The following is a 26,034-nucleotide window of genomic DNA, read 5'->3' on the forward strand; positions in this document are numbered from 1 at the left end:
TTCATTGGTGGCGTCGGCCGGTGCGCCCGTGCGCGATAATCCCCCCATGAGCACGATCCCCGAACTCACCCCGGCGCAGGCCCGCGAGCGCCTGGCCCACGGCGCACTGCTGATCGACATCCGCGAGGCACATGAACGTGCAACCGGCATGGCCGAAGGCGCGCTCGGCATTGCCAGGGGCAATCTCCAGGCCGAGCCGAGCGCACACCTGCCGGGACTCGATCGCGAGGCGGTCCTGATCTGCCAGAGCGGCAGGCGTTCGATGGACGCCGCGATTTTCCTGTCGGACCTGGGCTACACGCATATCGCCTCCGTCGATGGCGGCACCGCCGCATGGCGTGCCGATGGGTTGCCTTTGGTGCAGCCGATCCAGAGCGACGCCGAGCGCGACTTCAACGAGCGCTACTCGCGGCATCTGCTGTTGCCGCAGGTGGGTGTCGAGGGCCAGAAGACGCTGCTGGCCTCGCGCGTACTGGTGCTCGGCGCCGGCGGGCTGGGCGCGCCGGCCAGTTTCTACCTGGCCGCGGCCGGGGTAGGGCACCTGCGCATCGCCGATGACGACGTGGTGGAGCGCAGCAACCTGCATCGGCAGATCATCCATACCGATGCCAGCGTCGGCGAGCCCAAGGTGCTCTCCGCGCGCACACGCCTGCTTGCCCTCAATCCCTCGCTGGACGTGGAGGCTGTGCAGGCGCGGGTCACTTCGGACAACATCGATGCACTGCTCGAAGGTGTCGACGTGGTGCTGGACGGTTCGGACAACTTCCCGCTGCGCTACCTGCTCAACGATGCCTGCGTCCAGCACGGCATCCCCCTGGTGTACGGGGCGGTGGAGCGCTTCACCGGCCAGGTCAGCGTCTTCGATGCCGGGCGTCAGCGCGGCACCGCGCCGTGTTACCGCTGCCTGTTTCCCGAGCCGCCGCCGCCGGCGTTCGCGCCCAACTGTGCCGAGGCCGGTGTCCTCGGCGTGCTGCCCGGCATGGTCGGCCTGCTCCAGGCCACCGAAGTCCTCAAGCTGCTGCTCGGCATCGGTGAGCCGCTGATCGGTCGGCTGCTGAGCTTCGATGCGCTGGGCATGCGCTTCCGCGAGACACGCCTGCGCCCGGATCCGGCCTGCCCGCTGTGCGCGCCCGGGAGGGCATTTCCGGGCTACATCGATTACGCGGCCTTCTGCAGCGGCGCGTAGATCCAGGCCATGCGTGGATGCCGTTCGCCGGGACGCTATGCGTGGATGCCGTTGGCGAGGGGCCGCGGGGTGAACGCAGCCACGCGTGGCGTGGCTCTACCGGTGGGTTCGGCAGCGATTTCGGGACGATGCCGCATCCAGATTCAATATCGTTCTGAATTCAGCACGATAAAACGCATCATCCGCGCTATTGCCATTCACTGCTTTGCCCTATCGTTGACCCATCTTGTGCAGTCCGGGGAAACAACCGCATGGCGGTGGAAGCAGGTGCCAGTGAACTGGTGAAAGTGGTCGCCCTGCTGGGTGCCGCAGTGGTGATGGTGCCGCTGTTCCGCCGGCTCGGCTTGGGCTCGGTGCTGGGCTATTTCGCCGCAGGCCTGGCGATCGGCCCGTTCGGGTTCGGCTGGTTCTCCGATCCGCAGGCGATCCTGCATACCGCCGAGCTCGGCGTGGTGATGTTCCTGTTCGTGATCGGCCTGGAGATGCGGCCCTCGCATCTGTGGAGCCTGCGCAACGAGATCTTCGGCCTCGGCACGCTGCAGATCGTGGTCTGCGGCACCGTGCTGACCGGCGTGTGCATGCTGCTCGGCTTCCCCTTGCCGGTGGCCTTCATCGGCGCCGCCGGTTTCGTGCTGACCTCGACCGCAGTGGTGATGCAACTGCTCGCCGAACGCGGCGACATCGCGCTGCCGACCGGCCAGAAGATCGTCTCGATCCTGCTGTTCGAGGATCTGCTGATCGTGCCGTTGCTGGCGGTCGTCGCGTTCATGGCGCCCGTGCACAGCGATGCCGGCGAGAGTTCGCGCTGGGTCACCGTCGGCATCGCGGCGGGTGCGATCGTCGGGCTGGTGCTGGTCGGCCGCTTCCTGCTCAATCCGCTGTTCCGCATCCTCGCCGCCGCCAAGGCGCGCGAAGTGATGACGGCTGCCGCATTGCTGGTCGTGCTCGGAGCCGCGCTGCTGATGCAGCTGGGCGGATTGTCGATGGCGATGGGCGCGTTCCTCGCCGGCGTGCTGCTCAGCGAATCCACCTTCCGCCACCAGATCGAAGCGGACATCGAGCCGTTCCGCGGCATCCTGCTCGGCCTGTTCTTCCTCAGCGTCGGCATGGCGCTGGACCTCACCGTCGTGGCCAACAACTGGCCGCTGATCGTCTCGGGCGTGTTCGCGCTGATGTTTGCCAAGGCGATCTGCATCTACGTGGTCGCGCGCATCCTCGGCAGTGATCATCGCCAAGCGCTGGATCGCGGCGTGGTGATGGCACAGGGCGGCGAGTTCGCCTTCGTGCTGTTCTCCGCCGCCGCCGTGGCCGGTGTGATCGATGTGCAGGTCAACGCCAATCTGACCGCGATCGTCGTGCTCTCGATGGCACTGACGCCGCTGTTCGTGCTGCTGCATGACAAGCTGATGCCGGACCGCGAAGTCTCGCTCGATGGCGTCGAAGAAGCCGACGGTTTGTCCGGCAGCGTGCTGCTGATCGGCTTTGGTCGCTTCGGCCAGGTCGCCAGTCAGTCGCTGCTGGCGCGCGATGTGGATGTGACCATCATCGACAACGACGTGGACATGATCCACAACGCCGAGCGCTTCGGGTTCAAGATCTACTACGGCGACGGTACCCGCCTGGATGTACTGCATGCGTCTGGCGCGGGGTCGGCGCGTGCGATCGCGGTCTGCGTCAACAGCGACCAGGATGCCGATCGCATCGTCGAGCTGGTCACCCACGAGTTCCCCCAGGCCAAGCTGCTGGTGCGCTCGTTCGATCGCGAACATTCACTGCGGCTGATCCATGCCGGCGTGGACTTCCAGATCCGCGAGACCTTCGAGTCGGCCCTGCAGTTCGGCCAGGCCGCGCTGATGGAGCTGGGCGCCGATCCGGATGATGCGCGCGAGATCGCCGAGCAGATCCGCGAACGGGATGCGGAACGCTTCGAGCTGGAGATGGCGGGCGGAGACCTGCGCGCCGGGGCGCACATGGTGTTCGGCACTGCCTTGCCCGGCGTGCCCACGCCCACGCCGTTCACCGCGCCCAAGCGCAAGGCGCGCACGCTCAACGCGGACGAGGTGCCCGAGGAAGAATGAGGATCCGGTAGTGCCGGCCGGTGGCCGGCAACCGGTGGCGCCGCCCGGGCGATCGTGGCTGCCGGCCAGCGGCCAGCACTACCGGTGGGCGGGGCGGGCCGAATCGGGGACAATAGACGACCGTCGCCCCCACGCCTGCTGCCCTCGATGAGCTCACCGACTTCCGACACCGCTTCTTCCGCCCGCATTCTCGACGGCCGCCGCATCGCCGAAGACCTGCTGGACAGCCTCAAGGTCCGGGTCGATGCCCGCCTGGCTGCCGGTGGCAGCCGTCCGGGCCTGGCCGTGGTGCTGGTCGGCGGCGACCCGGCCTCGACCGTGTACGTGCGCAACAAGCGCCGCGCGGCCGAGAAAGTGGGTATCGAAGCCTTTGATTACGATCTGCCGGCCGGCACCACCGAGGCCGAGCTGCTGACCCTGATCGACCAGCTCAACGCCGATCCCAAGATTCACGGCATCCTGGTCCAGCTGCCGCTGCCGGGCATTCCCGACGCCAACCGCTTGATCCACCGCATCGACCCGCGCAAGGACGTGGACGGCTTCCACCCGGAAAACGTCGGCCACCTGGCCCTGCGCGAGTTCGGCCTGCGCCCGTGCACGCCGCGCGGCATCGTGACCCTGCTGGGTCACACCGACCAGCCGGTCCGCGGCCGCAACGCCACCATCGTCGGCGTCAGCAACCACGTCGGCCGCCCGATGGGTCTGGAGCTGCTGATCGCCGGCTGCACCGTGACCAGCTGCCACAAATTCACCCCCAAGGACGTGCTGGAGCAGTCGGTGCGCAACGCCGACATCCTGGTGGTCGCCGTCGGGCGCCCGGGCATCGTCCCCGGTGAATGGGTCAAGCCGGGCGCCGTGGTGATCGACGTGGGCATCAACCGCCTGGATGACGGCCGCCTGGTCGGCGATGTCGGCTTCGAGGCCGCCGCCCAGCGTGCCAGCTGGATCACCCCGGTCCCGGGCGGGGTAGGGCCGATGACCGTGGCCACCCTGATGCAGAACACCATTGAGGCGGCCGAGGCGTTCTGACCCGGGAACGGCGTGACGACCAACGGTTGTCACCTACCGGCACCACCGTCCTGAACCGGCGTTTGCCGGCGCGACACAGCGTCGCATCCGCCCCCTGCCAAAGACGTCCGAATCAGGGTAAAATGTCGCGCTTCCCCACATCTCGGGTATGCCGATGCTGCGCATCCAGGCTGAAGCTCTCACCTACGACGACGTCTCCCTCGTCCCCGCTCATTCCATCATCCTGCCCAAGGATGTCAGTCTGGAAACGCGCCTGACGCGCGACCTGCGGCTGAAGCTTCCGATCCTCTCGGCTGCCATGGATACCGTCACCGAAGCCCGCCTGGCCATCGCCATGGCCCAGCTCGGCGGCATGGGCATCATCCACAAGAATCTGAGCGTCGAGCAGCAGGCTGCCGAAGTCGCCAAGGTCAAGAAGTTCGAGGCCGGCGTCATCCGCGACCCGATCACCGTCGGCCCGGAAACCACCATCCGCGACGTGCTGGCCCTGACCCAGGCGCGCAACATCTCCGGCGTGCCGGTCGTGGACGGCGGCGGCCAGCTGGTCGGCATCGTCACCCACCGTGACATGCGCTTCGAGACCGAGCTGGACGATCCGGTCCGCCACATCATGACCAAGAAGGATCGCCTGATCACGGTCAAGGAAGGCGCGGCCTCGGATGAAGTGCTGCAGCTGCTGCACCGCAACCGCATCGAGAAGATCCTGGTCGTCAACGATGAGTTCGCCCTGCGCGGCTTGATCACCGTCAAGGACATCCAGAAGAACACCGACTACCCGAACGCCGCCAAGGACACCGCCACCCGCCTGCTGGTCGGCGCGGCCGTCGGCGTCGGTGGCGATACCGACCGCCGGGTCGAGGCGCTGGTCGCCGCCGGGGTGGACGTGCTGGTGGTCGACACCGCGCACGGCCACTCGCAGGGCGTGCTGGACCGCGTCAGCTGGGTCAAGAAGCACTTCCCGCAGGTGCAGGTCGTCGGTGGCAACATCTGCACCGGTGAAGCCGCACTGGCGCTGCTGGACAGCGGCGCGGACGCGGTCAAGGTCGGCATCGGCCCGGGCTCGATCTGCACCACGCGCGTTGTCGCCGGTGTCGGCGTGCCGCAGATCACCGCGATCGACCTGGTCGCCGAGGCGCTGCAGGACCGCATCCCGCTGATAGCCGACGGTGGCATCCGTTACTCCGGCGACATCGGCAAGGCGCTGGCCGCCGGTGCGTCCACCATCATGATCGGTGGCCTGCTGGCCGGTACCGAGGAATCGCCCGGCGAGACCGAGCTGTTCCAGGGCCGCTCCTACAAGAGCTACCGCGGCATGGGCTCGCTGGCCGCGATGGAGAAGGGGTCCAAGGATCGCTACTTCCAGGACGCCTCCAGCGCCGACAAGCTGGTGCCCGAAGGCATCGAAGGCCGCGTGCCGTATCGCGGCCCGGTCGGCGGCATCATCCACCAGCTGATGGGCGGCCTGCGCGCCACCATGGGTTACGTGGGCTGCGGCACCGTTGAAGACATGCGCAGCAAGCCGAAGTTCGTCAAGATCAGCGGCGCCGGCCAACGTGAGAGCCACGTCCACGACGTGCAGATCACCAAAGAGCCGCCGAACTACCGCGCCTGATGCGGCATGAGCAAAGAGGAACGAGGAAGCTGATTCCCGTTCCTCTTTCTCTATCGGCCGCCGCAATCGTTTCTGTGTTCCCCGTATTCACTCCAGCATTGCCCGGGCACCATGACCAACATCCATAACGACAAGATCCTCATCCTCGATTTCGGCGCCCAGTACACCCAGCTGATCGCTCGCCGCATCCGCGAGCTCGGCGTGTACTGCGAGATCTGGGCATGGGACCACAACCCGGCCGACATCGCCGCGTTCGGCGCCAAGGGCATCATCCTGTCCGGTGGTCCGGAATCCACCACGCTGCCGGGCGCACCCGCCGCGCCGCAGGAAGTGTTCGACAGCGGCCTGCCGATCTTCGGCATCTGCTACGGCATGCAGACCCTGGCCGCCCAGCTCGGTGGTGCCACCGAAGCGGCCGACCAGCGTGAGTTCGGCCATGCCGAAGTCAGCGTCGTCGCCCCGGATGCGCTTTTCAAGGGCCTGAGCGACCACGGTGGCGAGCCGAAGTTGAACGTCTGGATGAGCCACGGCGACCACGTCTCCGTCGCGCCCCCGGGCTTCACCGTGACCGCCGTGACCGATCGCATCCCGGTGGCCGCGATGGCCAACGAAGAGAAGCGCTGGTACGGCGTGCAGTTCCATCCGGAAGTGACCCACACCCTGCAGGGCCAGGCGCTGCTGCGCCGCTTCGTGGTGGACGTGTGCGGCTGCGAGACCCTGTGGACCGCCGCCAACATCATCGACGACCAGATCGCCCGCGTGCGCGAACTGGTCGGCGATGACGAAGTGATCCTGGGCCTGTCCGGCGGCGTCGATTCGTCCGTCGTGGCCGCGCTGCTGCACAAGGCGATCGGCGACAAGCTGACCTGCGTGTTTGTCGATACCGGCCTGCTGCGCTGGCAGGAAGGCGACCAGGTGATGGCGATGTTCGCCGAGCACATGGGCGTCAAGGTGATCCGCGTGAATGCCGCGGACCGCTACTTCAGCAAGCTCGAAGGCGTGAGCGATCCGGAAGCCAAGCGCAAGATCATTGGCAACCTGTTCGTGGACATCTTCGATGAAGAATCCACCAAGCTGAAGAACGCCAAGTGGCTGGCGCAGGGCACCATCTACCCCGACGTGATCGAGTCGGCCGGCAGCAAGACCGGCAAGGCCCACGTGATCAAGAGCCACCACAACGTCGGTGGCCTGCCCGAGCACATGAAACTGGGCCTGGTCGAGCCGCTGCGTGAGCTGTTCAAGGACGAAGTGCGTCGCCTCGGCGTCGAACTCGGCCTGCCGCGCAGCATGGTCTACCGCCATCCGTTCCCGGGCCCGGGCCTGGGTGTGCGCATCCTCGGGGAAGTGAAGCGCGAATACGCCGAACTGCTGGCCAAGGCCGATGCGATCTTCATTGATGAGCTGCGCAAGGCTGACCTCTACGACAAGACCAGCCAGGCGTTCGCGGTGTTCCTGCCGGTGAAGTCGGTGGGCGTGGTCGGTGATGCGCGGGCTTATGAGTGGGTGATCGCGCTGCGCGCGGTGGAGACCATCGATTTCATGACGGCGCATTGGGCGCATCTGCCGTATGAGTTCCTGGGCACGGTGAGCAACCGGATCATCAATGAGCTGCGGGGGGTGTCGCGGGTTGTTTATGACATCTCGGGGAAGCCGCCGGCTACTATTGAGTGGGAATGAGTTGAAAGAACGAGGGCGCCGAGAGGCGCCCTTGTTGGTTCTGGCGCCGGTCTGACATCCAGCAGAGCATGGAGGCCAGAGTGCCGGTAGGCTATGCACGGAATCAAACGGAATCCGATGGAATGAGTGACATCAAGCTTTTCAGATTGGTGGATGGCAAAGCGACAGAGCTCCAAGGGCAAGCCTCGGACCTGGAAAAACCTCTGCAATCGCTCATTGAGGCCAATCTACTGCCAATGCTGGGTATCCGTTTCGTTGCCACGGAGTACGCCACGGGCAGAACCCATGGCGGTCGTATCGACTCGCTGGGCTTGGATGAGAACAACAGCCCCGTCATCCTCGAGTACAAGCGATCCGTTGGTGAGAACGTCATCAACCAGGGGCTCTACTACTTGGATTGGTTGATGGATCACCAAGCCGAGTTCAAGCTTCAGGTGATGGACGCACTCGGTATGGACGCGGCTGCGAGAATCGATTGGAGCTCGCCGCGCGTTCTGTGCATCGCGGCTGATTTCACCAAGTTTGATGCGCATGCAGTTCAGCAGATCAATCAGAGTGTGGAACTGATTCGGTACCGCCGCTTCGGGGCCGATCTGTTGCTCTTCGAGCAGGTCAATGCTGTCAGCACCAGTCGCTCCAGATCACGGTCTCGCGTGTGCGAGGCTGAGGTGCAGCCGGCGAATGCGTCTCGCCCTGCCGCAGCAACTGGCGACCGGAGCTATGCCGAGTGGATGTCGTTGTTTGGGCAGGATATGAAGGAGTTGGTCAGCTCATTGGACGACTTTATCGGATCGCTCGGTGATGACGTCCAGCGGAAGGAGCTGAAGTTGTATATGGCATTCAAGCGCCTGAAGAACTTCGCCACTGTCGTACCGCAGAAGAGTCGGCTACTTCTGTTCCTGCATGTCGACCCAGATATGCTCATGCCACTGCCACCCAACATGCGGGATGCGAGGACGTTTGGTCACTGGGGAACCGGCGATCTGGAAATTGCCATTTCCGGTTTTGAAGACCTTGAGCAGGCAAAGCCGCTGATCGTTCAAGCCTACGAGGGTCGGGCCTGAGCAGTTTTCGATGACGGGGCCCTGTATCGAGTGGCGTGTCGCCTCAAGGCCGGCCCCTACCCATAGAACGCACCGCGGAGTGTGGAGCATCCGTCTTCGCTGATCCGAAAACTGTTTGACAGATCGGAAATGCCCTTGTAATCCTGCGAAGGTCATCCTTTCTGGATTCCCCGCCGTGCTCGTCATCCCGGTCCTCTGCAGCTTGGCGAACGACGTCTACCGCAAGGTGCAGGCATGAGCGCGCGGCGTTCATCCAGTGGCGTCGCACGCTACACGCTGCCACTGCTGCTCCTCAGCATCGTCATCGCCGCCTGGTCCGCCTGGAGCGCGCAGAAAACCCCGCCGCCAAAGCCAGCCACCATCGCCACCACCGAGTTCTCGGCCGCACGTGCGATGCAGCACTTCAGCTGGATCGCTGCCGAACCGCATCCCACCGGCTCAGCGGCCGCGGCAAGGGCTCGCGACCAACTGGTAAGCCACCTGCAGCAGGCCGGATTGCAGGTAGCCGTGCAGCGTGGCCAGGCGGCTGCCGAGTACGGCAAGGGCGACGGTCGCGGTGTGCGCGCGGCCAATGTCGAGAACGTGGTCGCGGTACTGCCGGGCCGCGATCGCAGCCTGCCGGCGGTGCTGCTGATGGCGCACTACGACACCGTTCCGCATTCGCCCGGCGCGGCCGACGATGGCCTTGGCGTGGCGGTGATGCTGGAGATCTCCCGTGCTCTGCAGCGTGACGTGCGGCAGCGTGACGTGGTGTTCCTGTTCACCGATGCGGAGGAGGCCGGACTGCTCGGCGCACGTGCGTTCTTCGCGTCGCATCCGCTCGCGTCGCGCATCGGCACCGTCATCAATCTGGAAGCACGCGGCAGCAGTGGCCGTGCGGTGCTGTTCGAAACCGGGCCGGGCAACGCTGCGCTGCTGGGGACGTTCGCCAAACTCGCGCCGCAGCCGCTGGGCAACTCGCTGACCGGTTTCGTCTACCGCTACATGCCCAACGGCACCGACTTCACCGTGCCGGCGCAGAAGGGCATTCCGGGGCTCAACTTCGCGATCATCGGCAGCCAGATCGACTATCACGCCGCGACCGCGAGCGTGGCGAACCTCGACCCGGGCAGCGTGCAGCACATGGGCGCGCAGGTGCTGCCTATGGTTCGCCAGCTGGCGACCTCGGCGACGCTGCCGACCTCCACCCAGGAGGCGATCTACAGCGATCTTCCCGGCGGCTGGATGATCAGCGTGCCGACGTGGTCGGGCTGGTGCGTGCTGGCGTTTGGACTGCTGGTCCTTGTCGTGGTCGCGCGCCGGGCCACGTTCAATCAGGGCGGCTGGCGGGGCATGGTCAGTGGCGTGGCGTGGTGGCCGTTGGCGCTGCTGTCGGTGGCGCTGGCTGTGCGTGTGTCGTACCGGTTGCTGGGCGGCGGCGACGCCACGCTGGTGAACAATCGTGACCTGCTGGCGGCGTTCTCCAAACTGGCGGCAGGCGAGGGGCTGTTGGCGATCGGCGTGGTGCTGGCGCTGGGCGCACTGACGCTTTGCAGGGCGGCGCGTAAGCCAGCGGCCGTGCTCGCCGTGCTGGCGGGCGCATGCGCCTCGCTGCGGGGTGGGTTCGATGCCATAGCGTTGGTGCTGGGCGTGGTGGTGGCGCTGCTGGCCTGGACCAGTGCAGGTGCCGCGGTGCGCGGGGAAAGCATGCGGCTGGGGGCGTTGCTGGCGGCCTGGATCATCGGCGCGGTCGTGCAGGTGCTCGCACCGGAACTGGCACCGTTGCTGCTGTGGCCGCTGCTGGCGGTGGCCGCGGTGGTCTGGCTGCTGCCGGCGCACGCGCCGCTGACCGCATTGCGTGTCCTTGCCGCGGCAGTGATCACCGCATTCGCCTTGGCCCATGTCTTCCACTTCGCGCTGCAGCTGTTCGAGGCGATCGGCTTCGGTACGCCGGAAGTACTGGCGTTGCCGTTCGCATGGCTCGCCATGTTGCTGTTGCCGTGGGTACGCGTGGCCGATGGCGGACGCTGGCTTTCCATCGCCGCGTTCGTCACGCTGTTGTCTGCCGCAGGTGTACTGGCCGCCGCGTCGCTCACCCAGGCGGACCGCACGCGCTATCCCGAACTGTCCCAGGTGCTGTTCGTCGCCGATCCGGACAACCAGCAGTACCACCGCGTCAGTCCGTTGTCGCAGCAGTCCGATTGGAGCCGCGGCGCATTGCGGGTAGGGCAGGGTGAGCCTGCCCGCCTGCCGATTCCGGCGTTGGATTGGACGGGTGTCTGGGCGACGAAGGCCGACGCCATCGTGGTGCCCGAGCGGGTTCGCTTCGAGCCGTCGTTCGATGCCGCCACCGGCCAATCGGTGCTGCGCGTGCTGGCGCCCGCAGGAACGCGCGAACTCCGTGTGCGGCTGAAGAGCGGGGCAGTGGTACGCAATGTGCAGTTGCAGGGCGAAGCGGTGCCCCTGCTGGACGAGGCGGACCGCTGGTCACGGCTGCGCTGGCAGGCGCCGGGCCCAGACGGGATCGAAGTGCGCTGGCCAGCGGACAGCGGTCCGGTCGAGGTGCAGGCCGCGGCGGGAATCGATGGCTGGCCGAAGGATGCGGCGCCACTGCCTGCGCGGTCTGCGCACATCGTGCCGTGGTCGACCTCGGACATGACCTGGATTCTTGGCTCGACGCGCGTGAGCCCGGAGGGCGGCGCGCACCAGGGTGGGCGCTGACGCGCGACGGGATGGAGGGCGGGTGGTCCATCCGTCACGGCCAGCCTCCACTGCTGCCCGTTGCGATCTACCGGAACCGATGCAAACAAACGGCCCGCAGTGCGGGCCGTTTGTTCTGGTGCTGCAAGGCATCCGGCGACAGCCGGACCCCTACGACTTTCGGGTCGGTATCGAGTGAACTTACCTGCTGCGCTGGAAAGCGGCAGTCGGCGACATTGGGTCGGACCGATGTTTGGGCGAGGACAGCTTGGCCGATCCTGCTGCGCGCAACAGGCCCTGGAAAGTAGGGCAGTCAGCATGATTCTTGGCCGGGCACACGGCCGCGTGCCGCAGACCCTTGCTCAGTGCTTTTAGCCTTGCGACTGTAGCGTCCACCTCGTCGGCTTTCGCTGTCAGAGCGCCGCGGTTGATGTTCGTCCGCCCATCCGCGGAAAACATGACCTTGATTTCATCGAGGGAGAAGCCTGCAGATTGCCCCAGTGCAATCAGCGCAAGCTGGTCTACGACAGAAGGCGAAAAGATTCGCCGGAGCCCGGAGCGTCCCGTCGAGGCGATCAAACCCTTCTCCTCGTAGTAGCGCAGTGCTGAAGCGGGCACACCAGACCGCTTTGCCACCTCGGCGATGTCCATGCGAAACCCCTTGACCTCAAGTTGACTTGAAGTTGCATAGTCCAACTCACATCTCATCACGTCAAGGACAGCAAATTGAACGACATACCGGTCAGCACTGAACGTTCCCGGTCCACGCAGAGTCTGGAGACAGACTCCATTCGTAGCTCGTAGGACGTCGCGATGGAGGCCATAACGAAGGAATGGGGTCCACTCAGCACTAGGGTTGTCGCTGCGTGTCGAGGCCACTTGGAGCATCTCCTCAAGGCGCCGGCCACTGAGGGTTGGCTGGAGGAACTGCATCGGGATGCGCCCGCGAACGAGGAACTGCACCGCGACTCCCTCAATGGGTTCGTCCTCTTGGCACATACCGAACCAATGGGGCTGTATAGGCCGCCTCATGACCACGGCCGGGGGTGGGTCATCTATGCACTTCAACAGGGTGAAATCGAAATGGGTACCTACGCCCGCCTGGTCAGCGCCGACGGCAGCGTTCAGTTGGTGCAGAGAGCGTCGACGACGGTGCGTCCAGGCGAGGTCCAGGTCTATCTTCCGGGGGATATCCACGACACACGCTGCGTGAATGGACCCGCGTTGCTGTTCCGCTTCACGGAGCGGGACCTGAAGAAGGAGGACAAAGAAGAGCATCGCGTCACCCGGTACGTTGATCGCGATGGCACATGGATGCCGGAAGGCTCGTGACTGCCCCGCTCGCACCGGTGGCCGCTATGGAACAATGCCCCAAGCTGCCTGGGCGACGGGGGGCTGCCGCGATTGTTGCCGTGTTAATGGCCATGGTTCTCGCCGTCCTCGACGCAGCCGTGGTCAACGTTGCACTACCGAGCATGGCCCGCTCTTTACAGGTCTCCCCGGGAACATCGATCTGGATCATCACCGCTTACCAGCTCGCGTTGGTGATGGCCCTGCTGCCGTGCGCTGCGCTGGGGGATAGTCTTGGCCATCGCCGGGTTTTTACCGGCGGAGTTGCGCTGTTCACGGCCGCGTCCGTGTTGTGTGCAGTGTCGCCATCACTTCCTTGGCTCGTCGCGTCACGTTTCCTTCAAGGTCTAGGTGCTGCCGCGATCATGGCGCTCGGCATCGCCTTGCTTCGCGCCATCGTGCCCCAGGACCGGTTCGGAACCGCGATCGGCTGGAACGCGCTGGCCGTGGCGCTCTCGTCTGCGGCGGGCCCCACCATCGGCGCAGCGATCCTCGCTGGCGCAAGTTGGCCGTGGCTATTTGCTCTGAACCTGCCGTTGGGTGCAATGGTTCTTCTTGCCACGCGCGCACTGCCTGACGTCAAAGGCACGGCGTGCCCCCTCGACAAGATCAGTGTCGCCTTGAACGCCGCCGCGTTTGCATCGCTCGTCGTCGGCATGGAACTACTGACTGCGCATTCCGTGCCAGCGGGATTGCTGATCGGTGCCGCAGCCATCACCCTGGCGGCCTTGATCCGACGGGAACTGCCGAAGGAGAGGCCGTTGATTCCTCTAGACCTGCTGCGCAGGCCTTCGTTTCGCACTTCGGTGGTCGCATCGTTCTGCTGTTTCGCCGGCATAACCCTCGGCTTGCTGGCGCTGCCGTTCTACCTGCAGCACAATCTCGGGCTGGACCCCTTGATGACGGCGTTCTACATGGCGCCCTGGCCGCTGACTGTCGCGATCGCTGCGCCATTGGTTGGCCGTCTTGCTGATCGCGTCTCAACAGCTTGGCTGTGCGTCGTAGGCGGTGCATGCCTGGCGGTGGGGCTGTCTGCGACCGCGATGTGGGATTTACAGCAGAGCGCACGCCCCTTGGTGATCTTCATGGTGCTGTGCGGGCTGGGTTTTGGCCTTTTCCAAGTGCCCAACAATCGCAACCTGTTCCTGGCGGCGCCCCGCGCGAGAAGCGGTGCTGCCGGGGGCATGCAGGCCACGGCCCGTCTGGCGGGGCAAACCGTCGGCGGGGTCGTCATGACTCTGATCTTTGCCCGTTTCCCCGTCGACACGGCGCCGATGCTTGCTTTGGGGGTCGGTGCCACGCTGACGCTGGCAGCTGGTGTTCTGAGTGCACTTCGGGTGGACACGTAGGAAGGTGTTGGTGGCGATACGCCGACGGTCTTCCCGTAGGCCTCCTGGGCGGAGGCGCACTATCCGGGCATGGCCCGGATCTACCCTTACCCTCTAGAACAAACGGCCCGCAATGCGGGCCGTTTGCTTTTCTAGATATGCAACGCATGCCCCAACGCACGCAATGCCGCTTCCTGCACCGCCTCACCCAGCGTCGGGTGCGGGTGGATCGTGCCGGCGATGTCTTCCAGCGTGGCGCCCATCTCAATCGACTGCACGAAGGCGATCGACAGTTCCGAGACCTGCACGCCCACGGCCTGCCAGCCGAGGATGCGGTGGTCGCTGCTGCGCGCGACAACGCGCACGAAGCCATCGGCGGATTCCAGCGACATCGCACGGCCATTGGCCGCGAACGGGAACAGCGCGACCTTGGTCTCGATGCCCTGTGCCTTGGCCTCGTCCGGCGACAGCCCGACCACCACGATTTCCGGATCGGTGAAGCACACCGCTGGAATCGCGGCCGGCACGAAGTGCCGCTTCCTGCCGCTGACGATCTCGGCCACCAGTTCGCCCTGCGCCATCGCCCGGTGCGCGAGCATCGGCTCACCGGCGACATCACCGATGGCCCACACGTTGCGCATCGAGGTCTTGCACTGGTCGTCGATCTTGATCGCCTTGCCGGTCAGATCCAGCTGCAGCGATTCGAGATTGAAGCCGTCGGTCTTCGGGCGACGGCCGACCGCGACCAGGATCTGATCGGCGTCCAGCGCGATCTCGTTACCGTCCTTGTCACGCACGCGCAGCTGGCCGTTGTCGGCCAGGCCGAGCACGCTGTGGCCGGTCAGCAGCTTCACGCCGGACTTCTCCAGGTGCGTGGCCACCGGCTTGGTCAGCTCGGCGTCGTAGGCCGGCAGGATGCGCTCCTGGGCTTCGACCACGGTGACTTCGCAGCCCAGCTTGCGGTACACCGTGCCCAGCTCCAGGCCGATGTAACCGCCACCGACGACGATCAGCTGCTTCGGCAGCGAGGTCGGCGAGAGGGCTTCGGTCGAGGAGATGACCTTGCCGCCGAACGGCAGGAACGGCAGTTCCACCGGCACCGAGCCGGTCGCCAGCAGCAGGTGCTCGCAGGCGATGCGCAGCGTGCCGCCATCTTCGGCGGCACCGGCGATCTCGACGGTCTTGCCGTCGACGATCGTGGCCCAGCCCTTGATCAGCTGCGCGCCGTTCTTTTTCAGCAGTGCACTGACGCCACCGGTCAGCTTCTTGACGATGCCGGCCTTCCACGCCACGGTCTTGGCCAGGTCCAGCGACGGGGCCTGCACGCTGATGCCCAGCGGCGAGGTGCCTGCCGCGTAGGCGGTGACCTTGGCGAACTCCTCGGCGGCATGGATCAGCGCCTTGGACGGAATGCAGCCGATGTTGAGGCAGGTGCCACCCGGATTGACGCCCTCGACCACGATGGTCTTGACGCCGAGCTGGCCGGCGCGGATGCCGGCGATGTAACCGCCGGGACCGCCGCCGATGATCAGCAACTGGGTTTGAAGGGTATTGGACATCGCTTACTCCACGAACAGCAGGGCCGGGGTTTCCAGGCGCGTACGGATCGCCTGCACGAACTCGGCCGCATCCATGCCATCGACGATGCGATGGTCGAACGAGGACGACAGATTCATCAGCTTGCGTGCCACCACCTGGCCCTCGCGGAACATCGGGCGTTCGATGATGCGGTTGACGCCGACGATCGCCACTTCCGGATGGTTGATGATCGGGGTCGAGACCAGGCCACCAATCGCGCCGAGGCTGCTGATGGTGATGGTCGAGCCGGACAGTTCCTCACGGGTCGCCTTGCCGACACGCACGGCATTGGCCAGGCGCGCGATCTCCGCGGCGGTCTGCCACAGGTCCAGCGACTCGGCATGCGCGACCACCGGCACCGACAGGCCGACCTCGCTCTGGGTCGCGATGCCCAGCTGCACGCCCTCATAGCGGGTCACGATGTTGGCGTGGTCGTCGTAGCGGGCGTTCATCTGCGGGAAGTCGCGTGCGGCCAGCACGACCGCGCGTGCCAGCAACGGCAGCAGGGTCAGCTTGCCGCGTTCCTTGGCCCAACGCTCATTGAGCCTGGCGCGCAGGGCTTCCACTTCCGTGACGTCGATTTCTTCCACATAGGTGATGTGTGGAATGGTCGACCAGGACTGCTGCATCTTCTGCGCGATCTTGCGGCGCAGGCCCATGATCGGCACCTGCTGCTCGCCGGTACGGCGTGCGTAGCTGCTGCCGCCGGCACTGCCACCGACCGGCTGTGCCTTGCCACCGGCGGCGGCGTAGGCATCCAGATCGGCCTGCAGGATGCGACCACCCGGGCCGGTGGCCGGCACGTAGCGCAGCTCGATCCCCAGGTCCCAGGCGCGGCGGCGCACGGCCGGCGAGGCCAGCGGGGCTTCACCGGCGTTGAGCACGCCGTTGGTGACCGCGCCACGCGCGTCCTGCTTGGCGGCGCAGGCGGGTGCGGAGGCAGCGGCGGCCTTGGCCGGGGTCGCAGCGGGTGCAGGCTCTGCGGCGGCCGCAGGTGCCGCTGCGGGTGCGGCCGCCTTGGGCGCAGCAACCGGTTCGGCCGGCGCCGCGGCGGCCGGCGCACTGGCGGCGCTGGCATTGCCGGCACCGTCCACTTCCAGACGGATCAGCTCGCTGCCGACGGCCATCATCTGGCCAGGCTTGCCGCCCAGCGAGACCACGGTGCCTGACACGGGCGAGGGGATCTCGACCATGGCCTTGTCGGTCATGACCTCGGCCACGACCTGGTCTTCGGCGACCGGGCCACCGACCTCGACCTTCCAGGTGATCAGTTCGACTTCGGCGATACCTTCACCGATGTCCGGCATCTTGATGACGTGATGTCCCATGGTTCAGTCCTCCAGCACGCGCTGCATTGCATCGATGACCCGGGACGGACCCGGGAAGTAGTCCCATTCCTGCGCGTGCGGATACGGGGTGTCCCAGCCGGTAACGCGTTCCACCGGTGCCTGCAGGTGGTAGAAGCAATGCTCCTGCACCAGGGCGACCAGTTCGGCGCCGAAGCCGCAGGTGCGGGTGGCTTCGTGCAGCACGATGCAGCGGCCGGTCTTCTTGACCGAGTTGACGATGGCGTCCAGATCCAGCGGCCACAGGCTGCGCAGGTCGATCACTTCGGCATCGATCCCGGCATCTTCGGCGGCGGCCTTGGCCACCCACACGGTGGTGCCGTAGGTGATGACCGTCAGGGCCTTGCCTTCGCGGGCGATGGCGGCCTTGTCCAGCGGCACGTTGTAGTAGCCCTCCGGCACCAGGTTGTCCGGGTACTTGGACCACGCGGTGACCGGGCGGTCGTGGTGACCGTCGAACGGGCCGTTGTACAAGCGCTTGGGCTCCAGGAAGATCACCGGATCGTCGTTCTCGATCGAGGCGATCAGCAGGCCCTTGGCGTCGTACGGGTTGGACGGCATGACGGTACGCAGGCCGGTGGCGTGCGCGAAGATCGCTTCCGGGCTCTGGCTGTGGGTCTGGCCACCGTAGATGCCACCGCCACACGGGGTGCGGAACACCAGTGAGGAGGTGAAGCTGCCGCCGGAGCGATAGCGCATGCGCGCCGCTTCGGACACGATCTGGTCGTAGGCCGGGTAGATGTAATCGGCGAACTGGATTTCGGCGACCGGCCGCAGGCCGTAGGCGGCCATGCCGATCGCCGCGCCGGCGATGCCGTTTTCGGAAATCGGCGCATCGAACACGCGCTGCTTGCCGTACTTGGTCTGCAGGCCGTCGGTGCAGCGGAACACGCCGCCGAAGTAGCCCACGTCCTGGCCGAAGACCACCACGTTGTCGTCGCGTTCCAGCATCACGTCCATCGCCGAGCGCAGCGCCTGGATCATGGTCATCGGCGTGCCGCCGGTGTTGTTCTGTTCAATCCCGCTCATGGTGTTCAGACTCCCAACTGCTGACGCTGGCGACGGAGGTGTTCGGGCATGTCCTTGTAGACGTCTTCGAACATGAGGGCCGCGCCGGGACGGTTGTCGCTGCCGAGCAACCCGTGGGTTTCGGCTTCCTTGAGGGCACGCAGGATCTCGGCATCGAGTTCGGTGCGCACTTCGTCGTGCTGCTGCTCGCTCCACAGGCCGCGCTTGATCAGGTGCTGCTTCAGGCGGTCGATCGGATCGCCGAGCGGGAAGTGCTGGGCATCGTCGGCGGGGCGGTACTTGGACGGATCATCCGAGGTCGAATGCGGGCCGGCGCGGTAGGTCACCCACTCGATCAGGGTCGGGCCGAGATTGCTGCGGGCGCGTTCGGCGGCCCAGCGCGAGGCCGCGTACACGGCGAGCAGATCGTTGCCGTCCACACGCAGCGACGGAATCCCGTAGCCCACGCCGCGCGCGGCGAAGGTGGTGTTCTCACCGCCGGCAATCGCCTGGAAGGTGGAGATCGCCCACTGGTTGTTGACCACGTTGAGTACGACCGGGGCGCGGTACACGTGCGCGAAGGTCAGCGCGGCGTGGAAGTCGCCTTCGGCGGTCGCGCCATCACCCACCCATGCGGTGGCGATGCGGGTGTCGCCCTTGATCGCCGAGGCCATCGCCCAGCCCACGGCCTGGATGTACTGGGTGGTCAGGTTGCCGGAGATCGAGAAGAAGCCGTAATCCTTGTACGAATACATGATCGGCAGCTGGCGGCCCTTCAGCGGGTCGGCCGCGTTGGACAGCACCTGGCAGATCATGTCGACCAGCGAGACGTCCTTGGTGATCAGGATGCCCTGCTGGCGGTAGGTCGGGAACTGCATGTCGTCATCGCGCAGCGCCAGGGTCTGGCCGACGGCGATCGCTTCTTCACCCAGGCACTGGATGTAGAACGAGGTCTTCTTCTGGCGCTGGGCGATCAGCAGGCGGGCGTCGTAGGCGCGCGTCTTGAGCATGGCGTGCATCGCACGCAGCAGCACGGCGTCGTCGATGTCGGCAGCCCAGGGGCCCACGGCGTCGCCGTTGTCGTCCAGCACGCGGATCAGCTGGCCGGTCAGCGGCGCGGTCTGGCTGGCGCTCACGTCCACGGGCGGCTTGTCGACCGCGCCGGCGGGGCTCAGCTTCAGATAGGAAAAGTCGGTGGCCTGGCCGGGACGGGCGCTGGGCTCGGGCACGTGCAGATGCAACGGCTCGCTCGTGGCGGGAATCTGGGGTGATGACATGTCAGGGGCCTCGCTGGGCTTGGGTCATGGAGCTACAGGCATACCGCCGGCGGGGGGCAACGGTAATGGCGATGTTGACGCGCCGACATCCGGGCGGGATCTCGTCGCGAAGCGGGTAAGGACCAGCGCTTGCAAGGCGGCTGGGGCCATGGCGCATTGCACCCAGTGTGAAGTCTAGAGGCACAGCGGCTTATCGTAAATTTGTTTAATTGCGTATGAGGTATTGTTTATTCAGATATCTTCATTCCGTGGGAGCCCGTGCATGCAAATCCCCGCCAACATGACCCTGCGCCAGCTGCGTTACTTTGCCGAAGCGGCTGAATTGGGGCAGTTCTCGCAGGCCGCGCGCAAGCTGCACGTCTCCCAATCCGTGATCACCGCGGCGGTCGCCCAGCTGGAAGCCTCGCTGGGCCTGAAGCTGTTCGACCGCATGCCGCACGGGGTCGGCCTCACCGCCGAGGGGCACCGCTTCCACCAGCATGTGCGGCACATCCTGGATACGCTGCAGGACGCGCTCAGCGAGCCAATGTTCCTGGCCAACACCCTCCCGGGCCGGGTGCGGATCGGCGCGTCCTATACGGTGCTGGGCTACTTCCTGCCGAGCCTGCTGGCGCGCTTCAAGCGCTCCTACCCGCAGGTGGAGGTCGACCTGGTCGACATGGACCGCGCCGCGATCGAGCAGGGCGTCAGCAGCGGCGACCTCGACTTCGGCCTGTGCATCATTTCCAACATGGCCGAGCCCTATGTGCTGCGGCGCCAGGTGCTGATCCGCTCCCGCCGCCAACTGTGGCTGGCCGAGTCGCATCCGCTGCTGCAGCTGCCGGTGATCAGCCCGGCCGACGTGGAGCCGTATCCGTACATCATGCTGATGGTCGACGAGGGCCAGGAGTCGGCGATGCGCTACTGGCGCTCGGTCGGGCGCGAACCCAACGTCGTGTTCCGGACCTCGTCGCTGGAAGCGCTGCGCGGCATGGTCGCCTACGGGTTCGGGGTCAGCATCCTGTCGGACATGGTCTATCGGCCGTGGTCGCTGGAGGGGCGCCGGATCGACGTACGCACCCTCACCGACGCGGTGCCGCCGATGGAAGTCGGCCTGGTCTGGCGCCCGGACGAAGACCTGTCCGCGCCGGCACGCGCACTGCATCAGTTCCTGGTCTTCGCCTGTGGCGGATGAGCGCCGATGGCATCGGCCAACGCGGGACGAGGATCGGGCAGGTCGCCCACGGGCGCGGTGAAGGCCTGCCCGCGGCGTGACCAGATCTGCCACGCCGAGTAGGCCAGCAACGGCACCACGTAGGTGGCCAGGATCGCGTACGCCAGCAGCCGGTATCCCTTCGCGATCAGCGCCACCAGGCCGATGCCATCGGCCATGAACACGGCCATCAGCAGGATCGCCACGATGATCGCCACGCGGATCCCGCGCTTCGGTGCGGCACCGGTGCGTTCTTTCCAGTTGACGCTGATGCGGCCATCCACGGAGGCCATCAGCGTGACCCCGGTTTCCACCAGCGCCACCATGATCATCAGGCGGAACAGCCACTGGAACCACGGCAGGCCGAGCTGGCCGAGCATGAGGTCCGACGGCAGCGGCGCGTCGGCGATGTCCGGCAGGAACGCGATCATGCAGACGTAGAAGACGATCGCCGGCAGGATCGCCAGCGGGCCGGCCAGCGCACCGGCGATCACCGCATCGCGGCGGCACAGCAGGTGGCGCACGACCAGCAGGATCGAGACGGCGGCGAACATGTTGTAGCCGGCGTAGGTGACGCCGTTGAGCACCCAGTCCTTGCCCAGTTCATGGGTGTTGGAGAGCTGTGCCATCGCGCCGCCGCCGAAGCGGTACAGGATCAGGCACGCCGCGATGGCGTACACCAGGTACATGAAGGCCGACATCAGCTTGAACATGCGTTCGACGGCATTGGTGCCGGCCTGCACCACGCCGGTGATGATCGCCACCAGCACCAGCGTGCCGACGATCCGCGGCCAGCCGAACATGGTCGCCGCCAGTTCGCCGGCGGCCGCGCCGAAGACCGCCAGCACCACCACGATCAATGCCAGGTAGGCGACTTCGAAGGTCCACCAGCCACGGCCCAGCAGATGCCGGAAGAACGTACGGTAGTCGTTGGCACGGATCGCCCGTGCCAACAGGAACGTCAGGATGCAGATCACGCTCCAGATCAGCATCGACAACACCATCGCGGCCAAGCCACCCCACGGGCCCGATGGCAGGAAAAACTCCGCCAGCTCACGGCCGGTCGCGTATCCGCCGCCGATCACGGCCGACTTGAACGCCAGACCGGGCAACAGATACCGCTGGAACCGGCTGGCGGCGGCGGTCACTTGCGGGCGACCTTGGGCTGCAGCAGGTAGAAGTCGCGCACGGTGCGCGCGATCTCCGCGATCACCCGCTCACGTTCGCTGCGCGGGGCATTGCTCGCTTTGACGAAGACCGAGATGGCGAACTGGTTGCCGTCGGGCAGGGTGACCACGCCGACGTCGTTGACGGTGCCGGCGACGGTGCCGCTCTTGTCCGCCACCTTGGTGCCCGGCGGCAGGCTGCCGCGCAGGCGTGCGCTGCAGGTCCGGCAACGCTCCATGATCTGCACCAGCACCTCGGTGCTGGCCGGGCTGAGTGCCTTGCCGGTGAACAGCTGGGTCAGCAGGGTCGACATCGCACGCGGCGTGGAGGTGTCGCGCGGATCCTTGTCGAAGGCCTCGCTGCCGGACTTGGTGCGCTTCACGACCTCGGGGTCGAGGGTCAGTTCCGCGACGCGTTCCTTGGTCAGCGGCTCATCGCCGAGGCCGAAGATGTCGCTCAGCAACTGCCGGGTGTTGCGGTCCAGACGCTGGCCTTCGATGCCGTGTGCGCGCAGCCAGGCGGTGACCGCGGCCGGTCCACCGGCCTGGGCCACCAGCACGTCGGTGGCGGTGTTGTCGCTCTGGGTCAACATCACTTCGAGCAGGTTGTGCACCGACAGGCTCACGCCGTCGTGGATGAAACGGTCGGCGATCACTTCCGAATCGACATAGAAGGATTTCGGCACCGGCACCATCGTGGTCAGCGCCAGTTCGCCGGCATCCACCTTGCTCAGGATCACGGCGGCGACGGCGACCTTGAACGTGCTGGCCATCGGGAAGCCTTCATCGGGATTCAGATGCACCTGCTCGCCCTTGCCATCCAGGCGCCATGCCGAGACACCGACCTTGCCGTCGATCAACGTGGCCAGGCGTGCGACTTCGGTTTCCACCGGACTGGTCCGGCTGGCGCTGAAGGCGGCGAGCGGGCTCAGGCCCAGCATGGCCGCGACGCACAGGCTCAAGGTACGGGATGTCATCTTCATGCGATGCAGGCCTCCAGCAAACGGTTGAATTCCCCATCTTGCCGCATCGGGTCGGCCACCGGCAGACCCAGGCGCGCGCTGACCTCCGCACAGGCGGCCGACGCCGCGGCTTCGGTCATGCCATGGGTGTTGAGACTGACGCCGACGCAGCGGATGTCCGGGTTGGTACGACGCCCGAGCTGCACGGTCAACGCGATCACTTCCTCGATGGAGGGCAGCGGATAGTCCGGATAGCCGAGCACATGCTTGCGCCCCGGCTGGTGGCAGACCACGAACACATCCGGCTGGCTGCCGTGCAGCAGGCCGAGGCTGACACCGGCGTAGGCGGGATGGAACAGCGAGCCCTGGCCTTCGATGACGTCCCAATGGTCGTGGGCTGCATTCGGGCTGAGCAGTTCGGCGGCGCCCGCCGAGAAATCGGCGACCACCGCGTCCATCGGAATGCCGCTGCCGGCGATCAGGATGCCGGTCTGGCCGCTGGCGCGGAAGTCGGCATCCACGCCGAGCCCGCGCAGGCCGCGGGCCAGGGCCAGTGCGGTGTACTTCTTGCCCAGCGCGCAGTCCGTGCCGACGGTCAGCACGCGCTTGCCGGTGCGCTTGCGCCCGTTGCCGACCGGAATGCCGCGCGGCGGCACGCGGACGTTGATCAGCTCGCGCCCATGGCGTTCGGCGGCGGCGGCCAGTTCCGGGATGTCACCCAGCTTCTGGTGCATGCCGCTGACCAGGTCCAGGCCGTTCTCGAGGGCGTCGACCAGCGCCGGCAGCCACTGCGGGGGAATCACGCCGCCGCCGTTGGCCACGCCGATCACCATCGCACGCGCACCGGCGGCGCGCGCCTGGGCCGGCGTCATGGTGGGCAGGCCGGTGGTGATCGGGCAGCCGGGCAGGCTCCATTCGGCGACACACACTTCCGGAGCCCAGTCGTGCAGCCCGATCGCGGTCTTGGCGAAGCCGGCTTCGGTGGTGTCGCCCAGGAACAGCAGGTACGGCTGGGGGAGGGCGGCGAGGGCCTGTACGGCAGCGGTGGGCGTCGGGCTCATGAGGGTTCCAGTGGTCGCGGGAGAGAAGAGAGGAGAGGCATTCACGGCGAGGGCTCGCTGTTGTTTGACCTGGTTCGATCTGTATAAGTCCTAATCAGAGAATATGCAACCTAATCAGGATAATTATCCACTCTCTTCTGTCGGTGTGCTCCACGCCCCTCAGTAGCGATAGTCGATCGACATGCCGATGGTGCGCGGCTGCAGCGGAACGCCGGTCACGGCGACGTAGCGGTTGAGTGCGTCGCGCACGGCGCCGGTCGAGACATAGGCGCGCTCGTCGGTGGCGTTGCGCGCATACAGACGCACGGTCCACGTCATGTTGGTCAGCTCGGCATGCAGGTCCAGCGCGTTGTAGCTGTCGATGTCGTACGCACCAGCCACCCGCTCGCCGGTGACGCGATACCCGGCGCCGATCCGGCCCTGCCACTGGTCGCTCACATCGATGTCGTAGTCGATGGTGCTCGACCAGCTCAGCCGCGGCGTCATCGGCATGCGGCTGCCGGAGACCAGGCCGCTGGACGGCGGCACGTCACCGATCTTCGAATCGATGTAGGCGGCATTGAGGCCGAGCGTCAGGCGCTCGGCCGGCCGCACCATGAAGCTCAGTTCCGCGCCCTGGCTGCGTGCGCTGCCGGCGTTGCCCATCCAGCTCAGGCCGTTTTCCGAAACGCGCACCTGGATGTCGTCCCAGTCGATCCGGAACAGCGCCATGTCGATCATCGCGCGACGGTCCCAGAAGTGCGATTTGAAGCCGAGCTCGAGGTTGTCCAGCGTATCGGCCTTGGTCATCGGCACCACGCCGGAGGTCGATACGTTCGGCCCGCCCGGGCGGTAGCCGGTGGCGTAACGCGCGTAGATCATCGAGCTGTCGTTGAGGTGCCAGCGCGAGGCCAGCTTCCACGTCGTCACGTTGTCATCGGCGGAGTCGGCCAGATCGATCGGCCGCGGGCCGTACAGCAGGCCGATGCTGTGCTGCTCGAAATCCTGCTGGTTGCGCGCGTGCCGGACACCGGCGGAGACATCGAAGCGGGGACTGAGCTTGTAGGTGACGTCGGCGAAGATCGCCTGCTCGTCATAGGTGCCGGGCAGGCTCGCGGTGCCGGGATTGAAGGGCAGCGGGATGCCATTCGCATCGTAGGCGCTGACCTGCTGGCGGTTGGTGTTCTTCTCACCGGTGAAGAAGGTGCCGAGCAGCCATTCGAAGCGCTCGCTCTCCTTGGAGCTGAGCCGGAACTCCTGGGTCCATTTGCGGGTGCCGAGGAACACATCGAACTGCGCCTGGCCGGCCGGGTACGGGGTCAGCAGGGGCCATGCCGCGCCGTACACCAGCGTGGAATCCTGCACTTCATCCATGCGGGTTTCGGAGAAGCTGGTGGCCGACACGAAATCGACGTTGCCCAGATCCCAGTCCAGGATCGCAGAGTAGTAGTCGGTCTCCATCCGGTACGGCGTCGCGCGCTGCAGGATGCCTTCCAGCGGCCCGCGGATCGGCTCCAGCGTGGGATAGGTCAGGCCCACCGCGCTGGAGTTGTCCGCATCCACGATCTGCGACAGCGCCTGCACGCGCAGGTTGGCGGTGTCGCTGATGCGCCAGGTCAGCGCCAGGCGCGAGGCCAGCTGGTAATAGCCGTTGCTGTCCTTGGCATCCTCGCCGCTGAGGTCGGGCTGGTCGACGTAACCGGGGGTGCCCTGGCGCGACAGACTGGCGCGCATGCCCAGCTTGCCTTCGATCAGCGGCACGTTGAAGGAGGTGCGCACGCCGGTGCCCACGTCACCGGCTTCCTTGGTGGCGTTGACGTCCATCCCCGCGCGGAACTCGAAGCCGTCCGGATCGGCCGCCTTGGTGATGTACTTGAACAGGCCGCCCATCGAGCTGGCGCCGTACAGCGTGCCCTGCGGGCCGCGCAGTACCTCCACGCTCTGGATGTCATACGGCAGCAGATCCAGCGCGTAGGTGGTCGCGCGCTGCTTGTTGCTGCTAGGGCCGATCGGGGTGTCATCGATGTAGGTGCCGATGATCGAGCCGCCGCCAAGCGGTGCCACGCCGCGCAGCGCCATCGTGGTCTGGCCCGGTGCGCCGCCACTGTCGACCTGGAAGCCGGGCACGTAGGCGGCGAAGTCGTTCAGGCGCGTTGCACCGAACGCTTCCAGCCGCTCTTCGCTGATCACGCTGACGCCGGCCGCCACCTCCATGACGTTCTCGCTGCGCTTCTGTGCGGTGGCCACCACGCGATCGAGCTCGACGACATCGGGCGTGCTGCGGCCGCCTTCGGCATCGGCGTCCTGGGCCATCGCCGCAGTGGCGAGGCTCATGCAGCACAGCGTGACGGTAGAGGCGAGGATCGAACGTTTCATCGGCTTGCGCATGTGGCGGGCTCTCTGGAATCAGGAACGAAGTCGGGCAATAGGCACAACAGTCATCCACGGCCGGGGCGGCCGTG

19 protein-coding genes are annotated in these 26,034 nt (G+C 66.2%); 10 read left to right on the forward strand and 9 right to left on the reverse strand.

Going from position 1 to position 26,034, the window contains the following annotated elements; all coding sequences use genetic code 11:
* The first annotated feature begins 46 nt into the window (after positions 1-46).
* From moeB to ABE434_RS04755, 7 genes are all read left to right on the forward strand, one after another.
* A complete protein-coding gene (gene moeB, locus ABE434_RS04725) occupies positions 47-1,186 on the forward strand; it encodes a molybdopterin-synthase adenylyltransferase MoeB (RefSeq protein WP_346478000.1) in 1,140 nt (379 codons plus the stop codon).
* 251 nt (positions 1,187-1,437) lie between these two features.
* Entirely contained in the window at positions 1,438-3,264 is a 1,827-nt protein-coding gene (locus ABE434_RS04730; RefSeq protein ID WP_346478001.1) for a monovalent cation:proton antiporter-2 (CPA2) family protein, read from the forward strand.
* 147 nt (positions 3,265-3,411) lie between these two features.
* On the forward strand, positions 3,412-4,293 hold the full coding sequence (gene folD, locus ABE434_RS04735; protein WP_152150574.1) for a bifunctional methylenetetrahydrofolate dehydrogenase/methenyltetrahydrofolate cyclohydrolase FolD: 882 nt from the start codon (positions 3,412-3,414) through the stop codon (positions 4,291-4,293).
* 154 nt (positions 4,294-4,447) lie between these two features.
* A complete protein-coding gene (gene guaB / locus ABE434_RS04740; RefSeq protein WP_123729717.1) occupies positions 4,448-5,905 on the forward strand; it encodes an IMP dehydrogenase in 1,458 nt (485 codons plus the stop codon).
* Between the two features lie 111 nt (positions 5,906-6,016).
* Entirely contained in the window at positions 6,017-7,582 is a 1,566-nt protein-coding gene (guaA, locus tag ABE434_RS04745; RefSeq protein WP_346478002.1) for a glutamine-hydrolyzing GMP synthase, read from the forward strand.
* A 122-nt stretch (positions 7,583-7,704) separates the two neighbouring features.
* On the forward strand, positions 7,705-8,646 hold the full coding sequence (locus tag ABE434_RS04750) for a DUF5655 domain-containing protein (RefSeq protein WP_346478003.1): 942 nt from the start codon (positions 7,705-7,707) through the stop codon (positions 8,644-8,646).
* 234 nt (positions 8,647-8,880) lie between these two features.
* Positions 8,881-11,346, forward strand: a complete 2,466-nt coding sequence (locus tag ABE434_RS04755; RefSeq protein ID WP_346478004.1) for a M20/M25/M40 family metallo-hydrolase — start codon at positions 8,881-8,883, stop codon at positions 11,344-11,346.
* 180 nt (positions 11,347-11,526) lie between these two features.
* Here ABE434_RS04755 and ABE434_RS04760 read toward each other — a convergent pair whose 3' ends face one another.
* Positions 11,527-11,976 (reverse strand): helix-turn-helix domain-containing protein, encoded by a 450-nt coding sequence (locus ABE434_RS04760; protein ID WP_346478005.1) that lies wholly within the window; start codon positions 11,974-11,976, stop codon positions 11,527-11,529.
* Between the two features lie 228 nt (positions 11,977-12,204).
* On the opposite strand from ABE434_RS04760, the gene ABE434_RS04765 reads away from it, so the two are divergent.
* On the forward strand, positions 12,205-12,657 hold the full coding sequence (locus ABE434_RS04765) for a hypothetical protein (protein ID WP_346478006.1): 453 nt from the start codon (positions 12,205-12,207) through the stop codon (positions 12,655-12,657).
* Positions 12,654-14,024, forward strand: coding sequence for an MFS transporter (locus tag ABE434_RS04770; RefSeq protein ID WP_346478008.1), 1,371 nt, complete (start codon positions 12,654-12,656; stop codon positions 14,022-14,024). Before ABE434_RS04765 ends, ABE434_RS04770 begins: the two co-directional genes overlap by 4 nt.
* 131 nt (positions 14,025-14,155) lie before the next feature.
* Here the strand turns inward: ABE434_RS04770 and lpdA are convergent, their stop codons facing one another.
* The 4 genes from lpdA to ABE434_RS04790 are packed head-to-tail and all read right to left on the reverse strand — an operon-like array spanning position 14,156 to position 19,212.
* Complete coding sequence (gene lpdA / locus ABE434_RS04775) at positions 14,156-15,562, reverse strand: dihydrolipoyl dehydrogenase (protein ID WP_346478009.1); 1,407 nt, start codon at positions 15,560-15,562, stop codon at positions 14,156-14,158.
* 3 nt (positions 15,563-15,565) lie between these two features.
* Positions 15,566-16,909 carry a dihydrolipoamide acetyltransferase family protein gene (locus ABE434_RS04780; protein WP_346478010.1) on the reverse strand — a complete coding sequence of 448 codons (1,344 nt, stop codon included), beginning with the start codon at positions 16,907-16,909 and terminating at the stop codon, positions 15,566-15,568.
* Positions 16,910-16,912: 3 nt separating this feature from the next.
* Complete coding sequence (locus ABE434_RS04785; RefSeq protein WP_176989814.1) at positions 16,913-17,956, reverse strand: alpha-ketoacid dehydrogenase subunit beta; 1,044 nt, start codon at positions 17,954-17,956, stop codon at positions 16,913-16,915.
* Positions 17,957-17,961: 5 nt separating this feature from the next.
* Positions 17,962-19,212 (reverse strand): 3-methyl-2-oxobutanoate dehydrogenase (2-methylpropanoyl-transferring) subunit alpha, encoded by a 1,251-nt coding sequence (locus tag ABE434_RS04790; RefSeq protein ID WP_346478011.1) that lies wholly within the window; start codon positions 19,210-19,212, stop codon positions 17,962-17,964.
* Positions 19,213-19,474: 262 nt separating this feature from the next.
* On the opposite strand from ABE434_RS04790, the gene ABE434_RS04795 reads away from it, so the two are divergent.
* The gene (locus ABE434_RS04795; protein WP_346478012.1) at positions 19,475-20,386 is read left to right on the forward strand and encodes a LysR substrate-binding domain-containing protein; all 912 of its coding nucleotides are present in this window, start codon (positions 19,475-19,477) and stop codon (positions 20,384-20,386) included.
* On the opposite strand, the gene ABE434_RS04800 is transcribed toward ABE434_RS04795, so the two are convergent.
* From ABE434_RS04800 to ABE434_RS04815, 4 genes are all read right to left on the reverse strand, one after another.
* Entirely contained in the window at positions 20,356-21,552 is a 1,197-nt protein-coding gene (locus ABE434_RS04800; RefSeq protein ID WP_346478013.1) for a hypothetical protein, read from the reverse strand. The genes ABE434_RS04795 and ABE434_RS04800 overlap by 31 nt on opposite strands.
* Positions 21,549-22,553 (reverse strand): class A beta-lactamase, encoded by a 1,005-nt coding sequence (gene bla, locus ABE434_RS04805; RefSeq protein WP_346478014.1) that lies wholly within the window; start codon positions 22,551-22,553, stop codon positions 21,549-21,551. Before bla ends, ABE434_RS04800 begins: the two co-directional genes overlap by 4 nt.
* Entirely contained in the window at positions 22,550-23,593 is a 1,044-nt protein-coding gene (locus ABE434_RS04810) for a DUF1611 domain-containing protein (RefSeq protein WP_346478015.1), read from the reverse strand. Before ABE434_RS04810 ends, bla begins: the two co-directional genes overlap by 4 nt.
* A gap of 159 nt (positions 23,594-23,752) precedes the next feature.
* A complete protein-coding gene (locus tag ABE434_RS04815) occupies positions 23,753-25,948 on the reverse strand; it encodes a TonB-dependent receptor (protein WP_346478016.1) in 2,196 nt (731 codons plus the stop codon).
* Positions 25,949-26,034 lie beyond the last annotated feature (86 nt).

This window comes from Stenotrophomonas sp. TWI1183, from assembly GCF_039673115.1.
GTDB classification, from domain to species: domain Bacteria; phylum Pseudomonadota; class Gammaproteobacteria; order Xanthomonadales; family Xanthomonadaceae; genus Stenotrophomonas; species Stenotrophomonas maltophilia_AA.